We start from the raw sequence: 16,049 nt of genomic DNA, 5'->3' as shown, positions 1-16,049 counted from the left end.
AAAATCGACCCATCGAAGAACTACCAAAAAGCAATTTCCCGCCTGAACAGGTGACTCGTTAAAGACTAATGTCTCGGGACATCGTTCTACCGATGTCCCGAGACATTACACAGCGGAGGATGGGGGATTTGAACCCCCGAGGGCGTTAACCCAACACGCGTTCCAGGCGTGCGCCATAGGCCGCTAGGCGAATCCTCCTTGAATGAAGCAGGTTCCAGACTACCTGAACCCCCTCCGTGTGCCGAATCGGAGCCAACCAGTGCACCGCCGTCGTCGTGCCACACTATTGACATGACCGAGATGGATTGCCTGGTTGTCTATGTCCCTACTGATTCCGTTCCCGCTGTAATGGGGGCCCTCGACGCGGCCGGTGCCGGACGGATCGGAAACTATTCGCAGTGCGCGTTCCTCTTCCCGGGCACCGGCCAGTTCAAACCCAACGACGGCGCCGCCCCGGTGATTGGAGACGTCGGCACCCTCGAGCAGGTGGCGGAGACGAGAATCGAGACCAGATACCCGCGAAGCCGCCGGGACGACGTTCTCGCCGCCATGGCCCGCGCCCACCCCTACGAAGTTCCGGCCTTCATGACCTTCCCGATTGGTGCTCCCGGCAAGGTGTTCGACGACGACGGCCGGCCCCTTTCGGGTACCCAGCCCCAAGGTCGGGACAACTGATTCATCGCCTCACTGCCGCTCCTGTTCGTCCATTCACAGTGGACTTCGGCGGGTCCTCAAATCGGGTAGACTATTCAGCGGCCCCTCACGTGGCGTCATCCTGTGAACTCCCCCAGGACCGGAAGGTAGCAAGGGTAAGCGGGCTCTGGCGGGTGCGTGAGGGGTCTTCAACTTTAACGTCCTTCGGTGGCCCGCCGGCTGCCGCCACCGGTGGAAGACCGCCGCTGTCAACAAGTCCATATTTGAGGTGCATTCTGTCGGCCAGTGCCGATAGGGTTTTACTGTGACTGGAGGAACGCCGTGAGCTCTGCTGATATCCAAGCGATCGATGAGATCCCCGTGGACAGCCCTGCCCCGGAAACCGCCCATTTAGGTGCCGCGGCCGGAGCGGCGGCCCAGTCGAACGTTGCGCTGTACCGGCGGTATCGTCCGGAAACCTTTGCCGATGTCATCGGCCAGGAACATGTCACCACACCGTTGATGACTGCCTTGCGCAAGAACCGCGTCAATCACGCCTACCTCTTTTCCGGACCGCGTGGCTGTGGAAAAACGACGTCCGCCCGCATCCTGGCGCGGTGCCTGAACTGTGTCGAGGGCCCTACGGATGTTCCCTGCGGTGTCTGCGGCAGCTGTGTGGAGCTTGCCCGTGGCGGCAGCGGCAGCCTTGACGTTATCGAGATCGACGCGGCAAGCCACGGCGGTGTCGACGACGCGCGCGATCTGCGCGAGCGTGCCACCTTCGCGCCGGTGCGCGACCGCTACAAGATCTTCATCATCGACGAGGCCCACATGGTGACCTCCGCGGGATTCAACGCCCTGCTGAAGATCGTTGAAGAGCCGCCGGAACACATCAAGTTCGTCTTCGCGACGACGGAGCCGGACAAGGTCATCGGCACGATCCGGTCCCGCACCCACCACTATCCCTTCCGGCTGGTTCCGCCCGAACCGTTGATGGCGTATCTGGAGCAGCTCTGCAACCGGGAATCCGTACCGGTTGCCCCCGGGGTGCTTTCCCTGGTTGTGCGTGCCGGCGGTGGCTCGGTCCGCGATTCGCTTTCCGTGCTGGACCAGCTGATGGCCGGGGCAGGAGATACCGGCCTGGACTATGAGCTGGCCGTCTCGCTGCTTGGCTACACGCACGCATCACTGCTTGACGACGTCGTGGACGCCATTGCCGCGGCTGACTCCGGCACCGTCTTCCGTGCAGTCGACCGGGTCATCCAGACCGGACACGATCCGCGCCGCTTCGTTGAGGACTTGCTGGAACGGTTCCGGGACCTCATCATCATCAACGCCATGCCGGACAGTGCCCAGGCAATCCTGCGCGGAATGCCCGAGGACCAGATTTCCCGGATGCGGAACCAGGCCAACCGGCTCGGCTCCGCCGAACTGTCCCGCGCCGCCGACATCACCAACACGGCTCTCACCGAGATGACCGGCGCCACCTCGCCGAGGCTGCACCTTGAGCTGCTGTGCGCCCGCATCCTGCTGCCCGGCGCAGATATGAGCGAACGCGGCGTCGCGGCCAGGGTGGACCGGATCGAACGCCGGCTCGAGTACGGCGGCACACCGGTCGCCGGAGTACAGGCTGCACAAAGGGACGCCGACGACGGATCTGCCTCCAGTACCCCGCGACCACGGCCTGACGCAGCGGAGGCACGCAGGCCGATGCCGGACCCCGAGGAGCCCGCCGCGCAAAGCCCGGCACCTGGACCTGAACCTGCGGAGCCGCAGCCACAATCACAGCAACAGGGCCCACCTGCCCAATCACCGTCAGCACCTGCTGAATCCGGACCCTCCCAAGACTCCGCTGAGCCTGCTTCCCCTGACGCCGCCGAATGGGAGGGCAGACCGGAACCTGCGGCCGACTGGTCCAGCGCGCAGGCCGATCCACCCTCAGATCCGGCACCGGAAGCTGCGGCGGCGGGAGCCTCCCGGAGCGTCGAGTCTTCCGGCGGCGGCAGCGGGAGTGTGGAGATGGTCCGCCGGGCCTGGCCGGAAATCATGGACGAGCTCTCCGGGATCCGGAAAGTCTCCTGGATGATGGTCAAGGATTACGCTTCCGTGAAGTCATTCGATGGTTCCCTTCTTGAGCTTGGCTTTGACTCCCCGGGACGTGCTGCCGGCTTTAACCGTCAGGACCACCTCGACAATCTCAGCCGTGCCATCAATAAGGTGCTCGGAATCAATTGCGCGATCAAACCGGTCCATGATGCTCCGGGAGCGGGTGACCCAAACCCAAAAGCATCTAGCCGGCCAACGCCGGCGGCGGGGACCAGCAACGATTGGGACGCGCCGCCGGCTGCCAACACCGCTTGGACAACTCCACCCTCGGACGACCCTGCCCCGGCAGCCCCAACCCCGGCAGCCTCAACCCCGGTTGCTCCACCCTCGGACTGGGACAGCGATCCTGCCGAAGAACCGCCCGCGACCTGGGAACCCGAACCGGAGCGCGATGACAGCTGGGATGCCAGTGCCGTTCCCACCTCGGACGGCGTGGAAGCAGGACCGGACCCCGCTGCTGGTGCAGGCGACTGGCAGGATGCCAACCCAGAGCCTGCAGAACCCGTCCCGGATGCCGAAGCCTCCAATGGGCAACGCCCCTCGCCGGAGCGGCTAAGCCGGTACCAGCAGATGTCCCAAAGGGCAGCCGCCGAAGTTCCGGCTGCACCGGTCCCGGACAGCAGTAACTTAGACTTTAGGGACATCGAGGATATCCCCAGCGCCGATGACGAAACGATCGAGGACTCGGGGCTGGTCGGCCGTGCCGCCGTCGAACGGATCCTCGGTGGCCGGCTGGTGGAAGAGCGCAGTGTCGGCGGTCCTTAACCAACGCCGTTTCAACTATTAGATTGAGGTTCCGTGTACGAAGGTGCCGTTCAAGAGCTTATTGACGAGCTCGGCCGCCTGCCCGGGGTGGGTCCAAAGTCGGCCCAGCGGATTGCCTTCCACATTCTGGAAGCCGATCCGGAAGACATGAAGCGGCTCGTCGCCTCCATCACCACGGTGAAGGAACGGGTGAAATTCTGCGAAATCTGCGGCAATGTCACGGAGCAGGAAACCTGCAGCATTTGCCGGGATCCGCGCCGCGACCCCAGCATCATCTGCGTCGTCGAGGAATCGAAGGACGTTATTGCCGTCGAGCGGACCCGTTCCTTCAAGGGTAGGTATCACGTGCTGGGCGGCGCCATTAATCCGATCGCCGGTATTGGGCCCGAGCAATTGCGAATTCGTGAATTAATGACCCGGCTCTCGGATGAACAAATCCAGGAAATCATTATTGCCACTGACCCGAATCTGGAAGGCGAGGCAACCGCGACTTATCTCGGACGGCTGCTCAAAAGCATCGGTATCACCGTCAGCCGGCTGGCCTCGGGGCTGCCGGTCGGCGGCGACCTGGAGTACGCGGACGAGGTCACGCTTGGCCGCGCCTTCGAGGGCCGGCGCAGCGTTAACAGCTAACGGCAACGTCCATAGTTTGCCGTCGGGCAGCTTGTTCAGCGCTGCGCAATCCGCTCAAGGGTGATAGCCCCGGTGTGGTGTGGTTCCTCGACCGTCTCTACATCAAGGTCGTCCGGATCACCTCCGGTCAACCGCGCTACCGCCTTGTCCATCAACGCCCGGACAGCGGCGACGGCGGCCTCGGCATCACCGGCCCGGATAGCCTTCAGAATCGAGTCATGGGATTCCGCGATATTCCGGCGGACAACGTAGCCCTGGCTGACACTGAAGCTGGCAATCCTCGTTTCGAGCACCAGCGTGGACATGTATTGGCGAAGCCGCTGACTGCCTGAGGCATCCACGAGTGCCCAGTGGAAATCCAGATCCGAGTCGCCAATAGTGCGCGGATCCCGCCCCTGGCTTGCGGTCACAAGTTTTTCGTAGGCGGCTTCGACGGCGGCCACCGCGTCAGGGTCCCCGGTCTCAATCAGCAGCCGGACAGCCTCTGATTCCACGGCTTTCCGTGCCGAGTAGAGATCATGTATTTGCCCGCCCTCGACGACGCTGACGCGCAGCCCACGCCCGGGGGTCGCGGTCAGAAGCCCCTCCTGCACGAGCCGTTGGGCCGCTTCACGCAACGGGCTGCGGCTCACACCGAGCTGCTGGGCAATTTCGATTTCGCCCAGTTGTGTTCCCACGCTGAGGGCGCCGGAATAGATTGCGTTACGGAGCTCCCTGGCAATCAGATCAACTGTTGAGGCACGGGGAACGCGAAAGACTGCTGGAGCTCCGGCAGGCGATATATGTTGGGCCATCTGCGTCCTAACTTTCGACACCACGGCCGCTGAACGCCGCCAACCGACGGACCTTGCTGGTCCGCACTAACCGTAACCGAATCGTTATCCCGGAAAGAAATCGCCTACCAGCGCGAAACCTTAATCATTTTGTGCTGGTGACCGGGCGAAAAAAGGTCTATAAGTTGTATTTGTAGACAATTCTACATACGGATTTAAATATTGTATGTGGTGCCAATCATTGTTTACCGTAGACCAAGATCCATGACCGTTTTTCGGGTCGGGTCGGCTGGGTCAAGCCTTTGGGGGCAGGCTCGGTGGCTTCGTCCCATCGCAACGACCGAAAGAGGCACATGATGAAATCACGTTTTAACTCCGCTGGGCGCATCGGCGTCGCAGCCTCCAGCGTTCTTGCGCTGGGGCTCCTCGCCGGTTGCGGTTCCGGCTCAGGCTCTGACGGTGGCGGCGGGGGTGCGCCCGAGGGCGGTAACACGCTTGAGCAGATCAAGGAAGCGGGCACCGTCAAGGTCGGCATTGCCGGCGAGGCTCCGTACTCCTTCCTCGATGATGGTGATCTCAAAGGCGGATCGGTGGCCATCGCCAAGGAAGTCTTCGCCGGCCTCGGAGTGGAGAATGTCGAAGCCGAACTGGTCGATTGGGACGCACTGATCCCGGGGTTGAACGCGGGTCGGTTCGATGTCATCAGTGCAGGGATGTCCATCCTTCCCGAGCGGTGCGCAGAAGCCGACTTCAGCCTGCCGACCATTATGTACACCACGGCATTGATGGTTGAAGAGGGCAACCCACTTGGCCTGAGTGACCTGCAATCGGTCGTCAACTCCGAGGAAGATGTTCAACTGGCCGTGCTGGCCGGCGGCATTGAATCCGGATATGCAGAGTCCCTGGGCATTGAAGGCGTGACCTCCGTACCCGACGCACAGACTGGTATGGATACCGTAGCCAACGGCCGGGCGGATGCCTTCGCCATGACCGCGATTTCGCTGAATTACATGGCAGATAACAATCCTAACGTGCCGATTGAAGTCACGCAGGCCTTCACAGCCGTCATCGATGGCGAGGAGCAGGTTGGCTCGGGCGCAACGGTATTCCGCCCGGGCGACGACAAGTTACGCGAGGCATACAACAAGGAACTGGAGAAGAACGTTCTCGCCGACGAGGACACCTACCTCGGGGTTGTTGGAGAATACGGCTTCACCGCCGAAAACCTTCCACCCAAGGACCTAACCACAGAGGAATTGTGCGGAGAAGCAGGATAACCTCTCTTCCCCATGGCTACTAATTTCGAAGAGCTGTCGGAGGCGCTGCCGCGCATTCTGGACGGGGTTTGGGCGACCTTGGGCCTGACTATCGGTGGCGCCGCCGCGGCCATAATAATCGCTATTATCCTGGGATTGATGGCCCGGCAACCTAATATCGTCCTACGCGGAATTGCGCGCACGATTATCGAACTCTTCCGCGGTACATCGTTGGTCGTACAGCTCCTGTGGTTCTTCTATGTGCTGCCGATTGTCTTTGGTATCCGGATGGATCCCGTCACAGTCGCTATTCTCGCACTTGGATTGAACTACGGCGCCTACGGAGCCGAGGTGGTCCGCGGTTCGATCAATTCCGTAGCGAAGGGCCAGTGGGAAGCCACCCAGGCTCTGAGCATGTCGAAGATGCACCGGATGCGGCGGATCATATTTCCCCAAGCGTGGGCACTGATGATCCCGTCGCTGACTAACCTGCTGATCCACATGCTCAAGGGCAGCGCCATCGTCAGCTACATCCTCATCAATGACCTAACATTCCACGTGGACCAGCTACGGCTGGACACCAGCACCTGGTTCGCCTACGGGCTGGTCGGACTTGGCGGCTACTTCATCATCGCCTACCTGCTGACGCTGTTGATGAACGTGCTTGAGGTGAGGGCCAAGCACCGCTTGGGACGCGGAGAATCATTGCGCGAGATACTGAGTTTTAAGCCGCCACGTACAACAGCGGGAACGGGGGAACCGGCGTGACCGACTTCAGCTGGCAATGGTCAGCCGTTTGGGAAGTGCTGCCCGAACTCCTGCTCTCTTTTCTCCAGGTGACTCTGGTGGTCACCGTGGCCAGCACCGCCGTCGCAGCTGTCCTCGGCCTGATTATCGCTATGCTGAGGCGGTCAGTGCCCAAGCCGGTGGACGTGGTGCTTAAGTTCACTGTGGACTTCATCCGGATGACGCCCATCGTGGTGCAGTTGTTGCTTGTCTCTTACACCTTTACGAATCTGACACTATTGACAGTCGGCATCGTCGTCTTCGCCATTCACTACTCCACCTACATGGCGGAGGTCTATCGAGCGGGGATCGACGCCGTGCCTGAAGGACAGTGGGAAGCCACAACTGCGCTTTCCATGCCCAAGGGCCGCACATGGCGGGCGGTGATCATTCCTCAGGCTCTGCGGAACACGGTACCCGCGCTGGGTAACTACGCCATCTCCATGTTCAAGGACACTCCATTTCTGATCATTATTGGATTGGAGGAACTGGTGCGGACCGGTCTCAACTACGGCGGCAATACCTTCAGGTACACGGAGGCCCTGACGCTAATTGCCATCATTTTCCTCGCCGCCAGCTATCCCACCGCTCTGCTTATTGGAAGATTGGAAAAGCGCCTTGCCTTCAAGTACTGATATCAGTCCCGCCATCCTGTTCGAGGATGTGGAGAAACGGTTCGGCGATAATGTCGTCCTCAAAGACCTCAACTTCTCTGTCGCCAAGGGCGACCGTGTCACCCTGATTGGCCCCAGTGGCTCCGGCAAGACGACAATCCTCCGTTTGGTCATGACCTTGGAGGAATTGAGCGGGGGGTATATCTACGTCGAAGGTGATCCGTTGACGTACGAACTGCGCGATGGCAAGCGCGTTGCGCTGAAGGAGAAACACCGCAACGAAATCCGCAAGCGGATCGGCATGGTGTTTCAGCAGTTCAACCTGTTCCCCAACATGACGGTGATTGAAAACATCATCGAGGCACCGGTCCACGTTTTGGGGATATCCAAGGCTGAAGCCAAGGAGAAAGCCCATGGACTGCTGAAGCAGGTTGGACTGGAGGACAAGGCCGACCAGCATCCGCTGGAACTTTCCGGCGGTCAGCAGCAGCGTGTTGCGATTGCACGTGCTCTGGCTATGGACCCGGATATCCTCCTACTCGACGAGGTAACTTCGGCACTGGACCCGGAAATCGTGGGTGAGGTTCTGGGCGTGCTGAGGAAGGTCGCCGAAACCACAGACATCACCATGCTGATCGTCACCCACGAGATGCAGTTCGCCAAGGACGTCTCCAACCGCGTGATGATGTTCGACGGCGGTCGCATTGTCGAGGAGGATACGCCCGAAGTGCTGTTCAGCAACCCCAAGGAAGAACGCACCAAGAAGTTCCTCCACGCCATCGTATAAACGCCTGAATTGTGGGCTCGGCGGCCGGCGTGAGGCCGATCGCCGTGCCCACGTTACGTCTTCTAATTCCTGCGCCACCAACAGTCACCGCTAGAATGACTGTGCAGCGCCGTCGATGGCGCCCTGGCTTCCATTTCCTACACTCAGCGAGAATGTGTCTATGAGCTTGATTGTCCAAAAATTCGGTGGATCCTCTGTGTCCGACGCCGAGGGCATCAAGCGTGTCGCGCAGCGGATCGTCGACAGGCAGCGTGAGGGAAACGAAGTAGTCGCTGTGGTTTCGGCCATGGGAGACTCCACCGATGAACTCCTTGACCTTGCCGCCCAAGTCAATTCGGCTCCGCCGGCCCGCGAACTGGATATGCTCCTGACCGCAGGGGAACGGATTTCGATGGCGTTGCTCGCCATGGCTATCGACTCCCTGGGTGCAGTGGCCCAGTCATTCACCGGCAGCCAGGCCGGCCTGATGACCGATGCGATCCATGGCAAGGCGCGTCTGGTTGAAGTGGACCCGCACCGGGTGCAGACCGTTCTCGCCAAGGGCCATATCGCCATCGTTGCCGGCTTCCAGGGGATGAGCCGGGAAACCAATGACATCACCACCATGGGCCGCGGCGGATCGGATACCACTGCCGTGGCCTTGGCTGCCGCCCTTGACGCCGACGTCTGCGAGATCTATACGGACGTCGACGGCATCTACACCGCCGACCCAAGAATCGTCTCGACCGCCCAAAAGATTGACCGGATCTCCAGTGAGGAAATGCTGGAGATGGCGGCCGCGGGCGCGAAAATACTTCACCTGCGGTCGGTCGAATATGCGCGCCGGTTCGGCCTGCCGTTGCATGTACGCTCATCATTCAGCCGGAATGAGGGAACGTGGGTCATCCCCAATCCCGGCGACAAAATCACCATCTCAGAGGGAGTTGCCTTGGAACAGCCCATCATTTCCGGCGTGGCCCATGACCGTTCCGAAGCCAAGGTCACCGTCGTCGGCGTCCCGGATATTCCCGGCAAGGCAGCGGAGATCTTCGGAGTCATCGCCGGCGCTCACACGAACATCGACATGATCGTGCAGAACGTGTCCACCAAGGGCACCGGACGGACGGACATTTCGTTCACGCTTCCGATGGTCGAAGGGGCCGAGGCCCTGGGAGCGTTGGAAGCGGCGCAGCCCGGAATCGGCTTCGATTCCATCCAGTACGACGACCACATCGGCAAGCTGTCGTTGATCGGTGCCGGCATGCGCTCCCACCCGGGTGTTTCGCACCGCTTCTTCAAGGCGCTGTCCGACGCCGGGATCAACATTGACCTGATTTCAACGTCGGAGATCCGGATTTCCGTCGTTACCCGTGCCGATCTGCTCGACTCCGCGGTCCAGGCCGTTCACAAGGCGTTTGACCTCGACGGCGAAAGCGAAGCGACGGTCTACGGCGGAACCGGGCGGTAGCCGGACGTTCCGGGGCGGTAGCCGGACGTTCCTGGCAGGACGTGCTGGGAGGCGATCCGTACTATCGCAGGTTCGATCCGTCTGTCGGGTCTTTGGCCACCAGATAGACCTGGCCGTTCGGCAATTTCTCGACCGTGAACCGGGACATTTGATCGTCGTGTTCCCGTCGCTGCTCATCCGTCGGCGCCTTCACCGGCTCACGCAAGTCGCCCACAGCCGCAGGGCCGAAGATGTGCCGGAGGACGCCGGTACGGCGCATCATCCGACTAGCGAAACTCTCGCCTTTAGCCATGTCGCTGGATCCTTTCACGCAACGCTCCCTGACCTTCAATGATACGCTAACAATTAGTGCCCTAACTAATCCGTGAAGCCATCGCCTGCTTTCCGCAGCGCGGTAGAATCGAAAGCCATGACACAGACCACGCCCGCCCAGGACGAAGACGACCTGCTTCTGGAACGCCAGCTCTGTTTTGCGATCTCCGTCGCGTCGAGATCAATCATCTCCGCGTACCGTCCGGTGCTGGCTGAGCTCAACCTCACCCATCCCCAGTACCTGGTAATGCTGGCACTGTGGGAACGGAGTCCCAGAACGGTCAAGGACCTGAGTTCGGCACTCATGCTGGAACCGGCAACCATTTCCCCGCTCCTGAAGCGGCTCGAGACTTCCGGTTTGATCACCCGCCGCCGGCTTCCAGCCGACGAGCGGTCGCTGGCGGTGCAGCTGACGCCGGAAGGCGCGGCATTGCGGCAACGCGCCTTGGCTGTGCCAGCGATCATGGGCGAGCGTTTGGGGCTCGACCGGTCCGACGCGGAGGAGCTGCATGCCATGATGCGGCGGATTATTGCCGCCACGCACTCCACCAGGGAGCGCCCGGATACCGGGGAGGACCCGGACAGTGGGGAAGAGCTGGATGCCGCCAGCTGAGACGCTTTCCGCCACCGTGCTGAGCCAGGACGGATGGCAGCAACGCGAGCGGACACACCACGAACGGGTCCGCCCGTTTGCCGATCCCTACCTGCAGCGGCGCTCGGCGGGCCGGAAGCATCCGGTGGAAGATTTCCTCTTCACCTACTACAACCACAAACCAGGCCAGTTGCGCCGCTGGCACCCGGGTCCCGGCGTCGTACTTACCGGTGATGCTGCCGCTGAACGCGCTGCCTGGAAACATTACCGCCGGCTCGACGACGGCGAATTGCCCGCCCTTGGACTGGCTCCCGGCACGACGGCGGTGGTCCTGGACCTGCCCCGGTTCACCATCGACCGGAAGGAGGCCGTCGATTTCAGCCGGATTATTCTGGGCCGCACAGCGGCGAGGAAGGCCAATCTCGGATGTTTCGGGTTGCACGAATGGGCCATGGTGTACAAGCTGGACGCCGACGACGTGCGGCACGAGTACCTGCCGCTGCGGCTCGGCGCCGACGGCACCGATCAGGTGGTGGAAAAGAGCCGGATCAAGTGCTCTCACATCGACGCGTTCCGCTTCTTCACGGACAAAGCCGCTCCGCAAAATGAGCTGCAACCGACGCGCGAAACTCAACGGGATCTCGAACAGCCTGGCTGTCTGCACGCGAACATGGACTTGTACAAGTGGGCCTACAAGCTGTCGCCGGCCGTTCCGAGTGAGCTGCTGATGGACTGCTTCGAGTTGTCCTGGCGGATCCGGCGGATGGACATGCAGGCCTCTCCGTACGATTTGGCCGAGTGGGGGTATGGGCCGATCCGGATTGAAACGCCTGAGGGCAAGGCCGAATACGTCGCAGCGCAACGCGGATTTTCCGAAGAGGCGCAGATCTTACGCGCATCGTTACTCAAAGTTGTCGAGGAATTTCCTGATCCTCGTTAGGCTCTAATCCTAGGGACAGGAGAGCTCGATGAAACCAGCCTCGGCCGTGCGCCATCTTCGAGCTGCTCCCCGTTTTGCCGTTGCCGCCGTCACCGTCCTGTTGCTGGCAGGCTGCGGTGGTTCCCTCGGTACCGAACCCGCAAGCAAAGCTCCGACGCCGAAAACCCCGGCCACCGCACCGACGTCCCCGGCACCAAATTCCCCGCCGCCCAGCGAAACTGCTGCCGTTCCGACGTCGTCCCCATCTCCTGCAAGCCCTGCCCCCGAGCCGGACGACGGGAACTTCAATGTCGAGCTCCGGATCACGGTGATTCCGGAGCCCGGCGCCACGCCACAGGAATACCTGCTGCAGTGTGATGGGACGACGCCGGGGAGCGCCTCCAACGTTCCCGATCCCAAGGAGGCCTGCGTCCTGATGGAAGAATCCGCGCGCGCTCTCTTCTTTACGAAGCCTGACCCCACCCTCCAGTGCACACAGCAGTACGGCGGACCACAGACCGCCGTGGTCCTCGGAACGATCGACAACCGGCCTGTGGAGGCAGAGTTCGCCCGCACGAACGGCTGCGAAATCGACCGCTGGGAAGCCATGGAGCCCGTCCTCGGTCCCGGTGGCGTGATGTAAGCAGGTCACGATTCCTGCCTTCAGAAGGGCGGCCGGTAGACTGGGATCGCACCTTGGCCGGCTTGAGCCGTTGCCGCCTGGAACAAAGACCCATACAGGAGTGACCGGATGCCCCGGATCGTTGTCGATGTCATGCCCAAGCCTGAAATCCTGGACCCGCAGGGAAAGGCCATCGCCGGAGCTCTGCCCCGAATCGGCCTGTCCGGTTTCAGCGAAGTACGTCAGGGCAAACGCTTTGAACTGACGGTCGACGGCGAGATCACCGACGAGGTCCTGGAACACGCCCGCACCGCCGCCACCACCCTGCTGTCCAACCCCGTGATCGAAGATGTCACCCGCGTTGAGGTCCTCGACGACGCATCCCCCGCGGACGGCAGCGCCGGAGCAGCAGGAGCCGCCCGGTGACATCAACGGCTCAGGAAACAGGTTCGACGGCGTCGCCTGTCGAGGACTCGGTCAACGCGTTCGAAGGCTCCATCTCCGGGGCCCGGATCGGCGTCGTTACTTTTCCCGGCACACTGGATGACCGCGACGCCGCCCGTGCCGTCGCGCTGGCCGGCGGAACCGCGGTCAGCCTCTGGCACGGCGACGAATCCCTGAAAGACGTGGACGCCGTCGTACTCCCCGGGGGCTTCTCCTACGGCGACTACCTGCGCGCGGGCGCAATCTCACGGTTCGCACCCTTGATGGACGAGATCATCGACGCCGCGAAGGCCCCGTCTGCGCCGCTGCCGGTGCTGGGAATCTGCAACGGTTTCCAGGTCCTCACGGAAGCGCATCTGCTGCCCGGCTCGATGATCAAGAACGAAAATCTGCACTTCATGTGCCGGGACCAGCGGCTCCGCGTGGAGAATGCCTCGACGTCCTGGACCAACCAGTTCAGTGACGGCCAGGAGATCGTAATTCCGCTGAAAAACCAGGACGGTCAGTTCATCGCGGACGAGCACGTACTCGACGAGCTCGAGGGCGAAGGCAGGGTGGTCTTCCGCTACGCCGGCGGCAACCCGAACGGTTCACGCCGCGGCATTGCCGGCATTTCCAACGCCGAGGGCAACGTCGTCGGTTTGATGCCGCACCCCGAGCACGCCGTCGAGGCCGGCTTCGGTCCCGACTCTTCCGGGTCAGATAAACGCTTCGGTGACACGCCACTGGCCTCCGGCACCGACGGGCTCGGCCTGTTCACCTCTGTACTTCATTCGCTCGTCACTCGGTAAGGGAAGCATGACTGAGAAGTTCAACCTCGACACGGTCAAAAACGCCGCCACCACTCCTGAAACCGAGCTGCCATGGGCGGAACTTGGGCTGAAGGAGAACGAGTTCCAGCGGGTCGTGGAGATCCTGGGCCGCCGTCCCACAGCCGCAGAGCTGGCGATGTACTCGGTGATGTGGTCCGAGCACTGCTCCTACAAGTCCTCCAAGGTGCATCTGCGCCAGTTCGGCGACAAGGTCACCGAGGCGATGAAGGAACACCTGCTGGTCGGCATTGGCGAGAACGCCGGCGTCGTCGATATTGGCCATGACTGGGCGGTGACCTTCAAGATTGAGTCGCACAACTCCCCCTCCATGGTCGAGCCCTTCCAGGGTGCGGCCACCGGCGTCGGCGGCATTGTCCGCGACATTATCTCGATGGGCGCCCGCCCGGTTGCGGTGATGGATGCACTGCGTTTCGGCGCGATCGACCACCCCGACAGCCAGCGGGTGGTGCACGGCGTCGTCTCCGGCGTCGGCAGCTACGGGAACTCGCTGGGCCTGCCCAATATCGGCGGCGAAGTGGTCTTCGACTCCGCATACCAGGGCAACCCGCTGGTCAACGCACTGGCCGTGGGGGTGATGCGGCATGAGGACATCCGGCTGGCCAACGCTTCCGGTGTGGGCAACAAGGTGGTGCTGTTTGGCGCCCGGACCGGCGGCGACGGAATCGGTGGAGCATCGGTGCTGGCATCGGAATCCTTCGACGACACGAAGCCGTCGAAGCGCCCCGCCGTTCAGGTCGGCGACCCGTTTGCCGAAAAAGTCCTGATCGAATGCTGCCTCGAACTGTTCAAGGCCTCCGTCGTCGAAGGCATCCAGGATCTCGGCGCCGCTGGCATCTCCTGCGCGACGTCGGAACTCGCCTCCAACGGCGAGGGCGGGATGCACGTCGAGCTGACCAACGTGCTCCTGCGCGACCCGACTCTGACACCGGGCGAGATCCTGATGTCCGAGTCGCAGGAACGCATGATGGCCGTCGTGACGCCGGAGAACGCTGCGGCGTTTGAAGCCATCATGGACAAATGGAATGTCGAGTACTCCTGGCTCGGCGAGGTCACCGACACCGGCCGGCTGATCATCGAGTGGGAGGGCGAGGAAATTGTCGACGTCGACCCGAAGACGGTTGCCCACGAGGGCCCGGTCTACGATCGGCCTTTCCACCGGCCGGAGTGGCTCGACGGGCTGCAGTCCGAATCCTTCACCGCGAGCGCCCAGTACCGCGACCGACCGCAGTCCGGGGCGGAGCTCTCTGCAGCCGTGCTGGAGCTGATCTCGTCGCCGAACATGTGTTCCAAAGACTGGGTGACGAACCAGTACGACCGCTACGTGCAAGGCAACACCGCCCTGGCCATGCCCGACGACGCCGGTGTGATCCGCGTTGACGAGCAGACCGGTCTCGGCATTGCCCTCTCCACCGACGCGAATGGCCGCTACAGCTACTTGAACCCCTACGAGGGCGCCCGCCTGGCACTGGCGGAGGCGTACCGCAATGTCGCCACGTCCGGGGCGAAGCCCATGGCGGTCTCCGATTGCCTGAACTTTGGCTCCCCCGAGGATCCGGAAGTGATGTGGCAGTTCGCCGAATCCATCCGTGGCCTGGCCGACGCCTGCCAGGAGCTCGGCGTGCCCGTGACGGGCGGAAACGTCTCCCTCTACAACCAGACCGGCGGCGTTGCCATCCCTCCCACCCCGGTCGTCGGTGTCCTTGGCGTGTTCGACGACGTCGCCCGCCGCACGCCGTCGGGCTGGCGTGATGATGGGCAGGCAATCTATCTGCTCGGCACCACCGCCGACGAGCTGGACGGGTCGGAATGGGCAAACCTGCGAGGCCATTTGGGCGGCCAGCCGCCGGCCGTTGATCTCGCCGTGGAGAAGACACTGTCCGAACTGCTGATCAACGCCTCCCGTGACGGCATGATCGATGCCGCCCACGACCTCTCCGAAGGCGGCCTCGCCGCGACGCTGGCCGAAATGGCGCTGCGCTTCAACGTGGGAGCTCGGGTCGGGATCGACGAGCTCTGCGAACGGGACGGCATCGACGCGTTTACCGCGCTCTTCAGCGAGTCCCAGGGACGCGCCGTCGTCTCGGTTGCCCGCTCGGAGGAGGTACGGTTCACCGACATGTGCTCCGCCCGCGGCTTCCCGCATCTGCGGATCGGCGTCGTCGACAACCCGCCAGTGGGTCCGGGAAGCACCGCCCCCAGTGGGACTAGCCAGCCGGGTGCCGGTGCGTCCATGACCGGTAACCACCAGCAGAGCACCGCCGAACCCACCCTCGACGTTCAGGGATACTTCACGCTTTCCCTCGCCGCACTGCGCGAGGCCCACGAAGGAACTCTCCCCGCTTACTTCGGCTAGGCCCGCGGGGTATTGATGGCGCGGTATCCGCCATCTTCTCTGCGGCGTTTCCTTCCGGTCGGAAGGAAACGCCGACGCCGCCGTAGCCGGTCGGTTGGGGATATCCTGTCCCCGCCCGTCCAGATCCACCTCTGGTGAGCAATAAGTGTTCGTTTCCCGCCCTTGAGGGATCTG

At 62.4% G+C, this 16,049-nt stretch carries 16 protein-coding genes, 1 tRNA gene and 1 other RNA gene; 15 read left to right on the top strand and 3 right to left on the bottom strand.

Annotation, left to right across the window (positions count from 1 at the left end; genetic code table 11):
• Nucleotides 1-113: 113 nt before the first annotated feature.
• A tRNA-Ser gene (locus ACX80B_RS06620) sits at nucleotides 114-198 on the bottom strand.
• A 93-nt stretch (nucleotides 199-291) separates the two neighbouring features.
• Here ACX80B_RS06620 and ACX80B_RS06615 point away from each other — a divergent pair.
• The 4 genes from ACX80B_RS06615 (at nucleotide 292) to recR (ending at nucleotide 4,137) form a co-directional block, all read left to right on the top strand.
• Nucleotides 292-675 carry a hypothetical protein gene (locus tag ACX80B_RS06615; protein WP_459294291.1) on the top strand — a complete coding sequence of 128 codons (384 nt, stop codon included), beginning with the start codon at nucleotides 292-294 and terminating at the stop codon, nucleotides 673-675.
• 76 nt (nucleotides 676-751) lie between these two features.
• Nucleotides 752-847, top strand: an RNA gene (gene ffs / locus ACX80B_RS06610) — signal recognition particle sRNA small type.
• Nucleotides 848-1,125: 278 nt separating this feature from the next.
• On the top strand, nucleotides 1,126-3,504 hold the full coding sequence (locus tag ACX80B_RS06605; RefSeq protein WP_459294334.1) for a DNA polymerase III subunit gamma and tau: 2,379 nt from the start codon (nucleotides 1,126-1,128) through the stop codon (nucleotides 3,502-3,504).
• 33 nt (nucleotides 3,505-3,537) lie between these two features.
• Nucleotides 3,538-4,137, top strand: a complete 600-nt coding sequence (recR, locus tag ACX80B_RS06600) for a recombination mediator RecR (protein ID WP_459294289.1) — start codon at nucleotides 3,538-3,540, stop codon at nucleotides 4,135-4,137.
• Between the two features lie 35 nt (nucleotides 4,138-4,172).
• Here the strand turns inward: recR and ACX80B_RS06595 are convergent, their stop codons facing one another.
• Nucleotides 4,173-4,931, bottom strand: a complete 759-nt coding sequence (locus tag ACX80B_RS06595) for a GntR family transcriptional regulator (protein WP_459294287.1) — start codon at nucleotides 4,929-4,931, stop codon at nucleotides 4,173-4,175.
• 332 nt (nucleotides 4,932-5,263) lie between these two features.
• Between ACX80B_RS06595 and ehuB the strand changes: the two genes are divergently transcribed.
• The 5 genes from ehuB to ACX80B_RS06570 all read left to right on the top strand — a co-directional run bounded on the left by ehuB (nucleotide 5,264) and on the right by ACX80B_RS06570 (nucleotide 9,800).
• Nucleotides 5,264-6,187, top strand: a complete 924-nt coding sequence (gene ehuB / locus ACX80B_RS06590) for an ectoine/hydroxyectoine ABC transporter substrate-binding protein EhuB (RefSeq protein ID WP_459294285.1) — start codon at nucleotides 5,264-5,266, stop codon at nucleotides 6,185-6,187.
• 12 nt (nucleotides 6,188-6,199) lie between these two features.
• On the top strand, nucleotides 6,200-6,934 hold the full coding sequence (ehuC, locus tag ACX80B_RS06585; RefSeq protein ID WP_459294283.1) for an ectoine/hydroxyectoine ABC transporter permease subunit EhuC: 735 nt from the start codon (nucleotides 6,200-6,202) through the stop codon (nucleotides 6,932-6,934).
• A complete protein-coding gene (locus ACX80B_RS06580) occupies nucleotides 6,931-7,587 on the top strand; it encodes an amino acid ABC transporter permease (protein WP_459294281.1) in 657 nt (218 codons plus the stop codon). Before ehuC ends, ACX80B_RS06580 begins: the two co-directional genes overlap by 4 nt.
• Nucleotides 7,571-8,353, top strand: a complete 783-nt coding sequence (gene ehuA, locus ACX80B_RS06575; protein ID WP_459294279.1) for an ectoine/hydroxyectoine ABC transporter ATP-binding protein EhuA — start codon at nucleotides 7,571-7,573, stop codon at nucleotides 8,351-8,353. The genes ACX80B_RS06580 and ehuA overlap by 17 nt, the downstream gene beginning before the upstream one ends.
• A 160-nt stretch (nucleotides 8,354-8,513) precedes the next feature.
• Nucleotides 8,514-9,800 carry an aspartate kinase gene (locus tag ACX80B_RS06570; RefSeq protein WP_459294277.1) on the top strand — a complete coding sequence of 429 codons (1,287 nt, stop codon included), beginning with the start codon at nucleotides 8,514-8,516 and terminating at the stop codon, nucleotides 9,798-9,800.
• A gap of 61 nt (nucleotides 9,801-9,861) precedes the next feature.
• On the opposite strand, the gene ACX80B_RS06565 is transcribed toward ACX80B_RS06570, so the two are convergent.
• On the bottom strand, nucleotides 9,862-10,110 hold the full coding sequence (locus ACX80B_RS06565) for a hypothetical protein (RefSeq protein ID WP_459294275.1): 249 nt from the start codon (nucleotides 10,108-10,110) through the stop codon (nucleotides 9,862-9,864).
• A gap of 99 nt (nucleotides 10,111-10,209) precedes the next feature.
• On the opposite strand from ACX80B_RS06565, the gene ACX80B_RS06560 reads away from it, so the two are divergent.
• From ACX80B_RS06560 to purL, 6 genes are all read left to right on the top strand, one after another.
• Nucleotides 10,210-10,725, top strand: a complete 516-nt coding sequence (locus tag ACX80B_RS06560; protein WP_459294273.1) for a MarR family winged helix-turn-helix transcriptional regulator — start codon at nucleotides 10,210-10,212, stop codon at nucleotides 10,723-10,725.
• Nucleotides 10,712-11,644, top strand: coding sequence for a 3-methyladenine DNA glycosylase (locus ACX80B_RS06555; RefSeq protein ID WP_459294271.1), 933 nt, complete (start codon nucleotides 10,712-10,714; stop codon nucleotides 11,642-11,644). The genes ACX80B_RS06560 and ACX80B_RS06555 overlap by 14 nt, the downstream gene beginning before the upstream one ends.
• Before the next feature lie 28 nt (nucleotides 11,645-11,672).
• Complete coding sequence (locus ACX80B_RS06550; protein WP_459294269.1) at nucleotides 11,673-12,266, top strand: serine protease inhibitor; 594 nt, start codon at nucleotides 11,673-11,675, stop codon at nucleotides 12,264-12,266.
• A gap of 108 nt (nucleotides 12,267-12,374) precedes the next feature.
• Nucleotides 12,375-12,671, top strand: a complete 297-nt coding sequence (gene purS, locus ACX80B_RS06545) for a phosphoribosylformylglycinamidine synthase subunit PurS (RefSeq protein WP_459294267.1) — start codon at nucleotides 12,375-12,377, stop codon at nucleotides 12,669-12,671.
• A gap of 71 nt (nucleotides 12,672-12,742) precedes the next feature.
• A complete protein-coding gene (gene purQ, locus ACX80B_RS06540) occupies nucleotides 12,743-13,480 on the top strand; it encodes a phosphoribosylformylglycinamidine synthase subunit PurQ (RefSeq protein WP_459294332.1) in 738 nt (245 codons plus the stop codon).
• A 7-nt stretch (nucleotides 13,481-13,487) separates the two neighbouring features.
• Nucleotides 13,488-15,875 (top strand): phosphoribosylformylglycinamidine synthase subunit PurL, encoded by a 2,388-nt coding sequence (gene purL / locus ACX80B_RS06535; RefSeq protein ID WP_459294265.1) that lies wholly within the window; start codon nucleotides 13,488-13,490, stop codon nucleotides 15,873-15,875.
• The last annotated feature ends 174 nt before the right edge of the window (nucleotides 15,876-16,049 follow it).

Source organism: Arthrobacter monumenti (assembly GCF_054511255.1).
The sequence above is the reverse complement of the archived record's forward strand: the minus strand, read 5'-3'. Positions and strand labels throughout refer to the sequence as shown.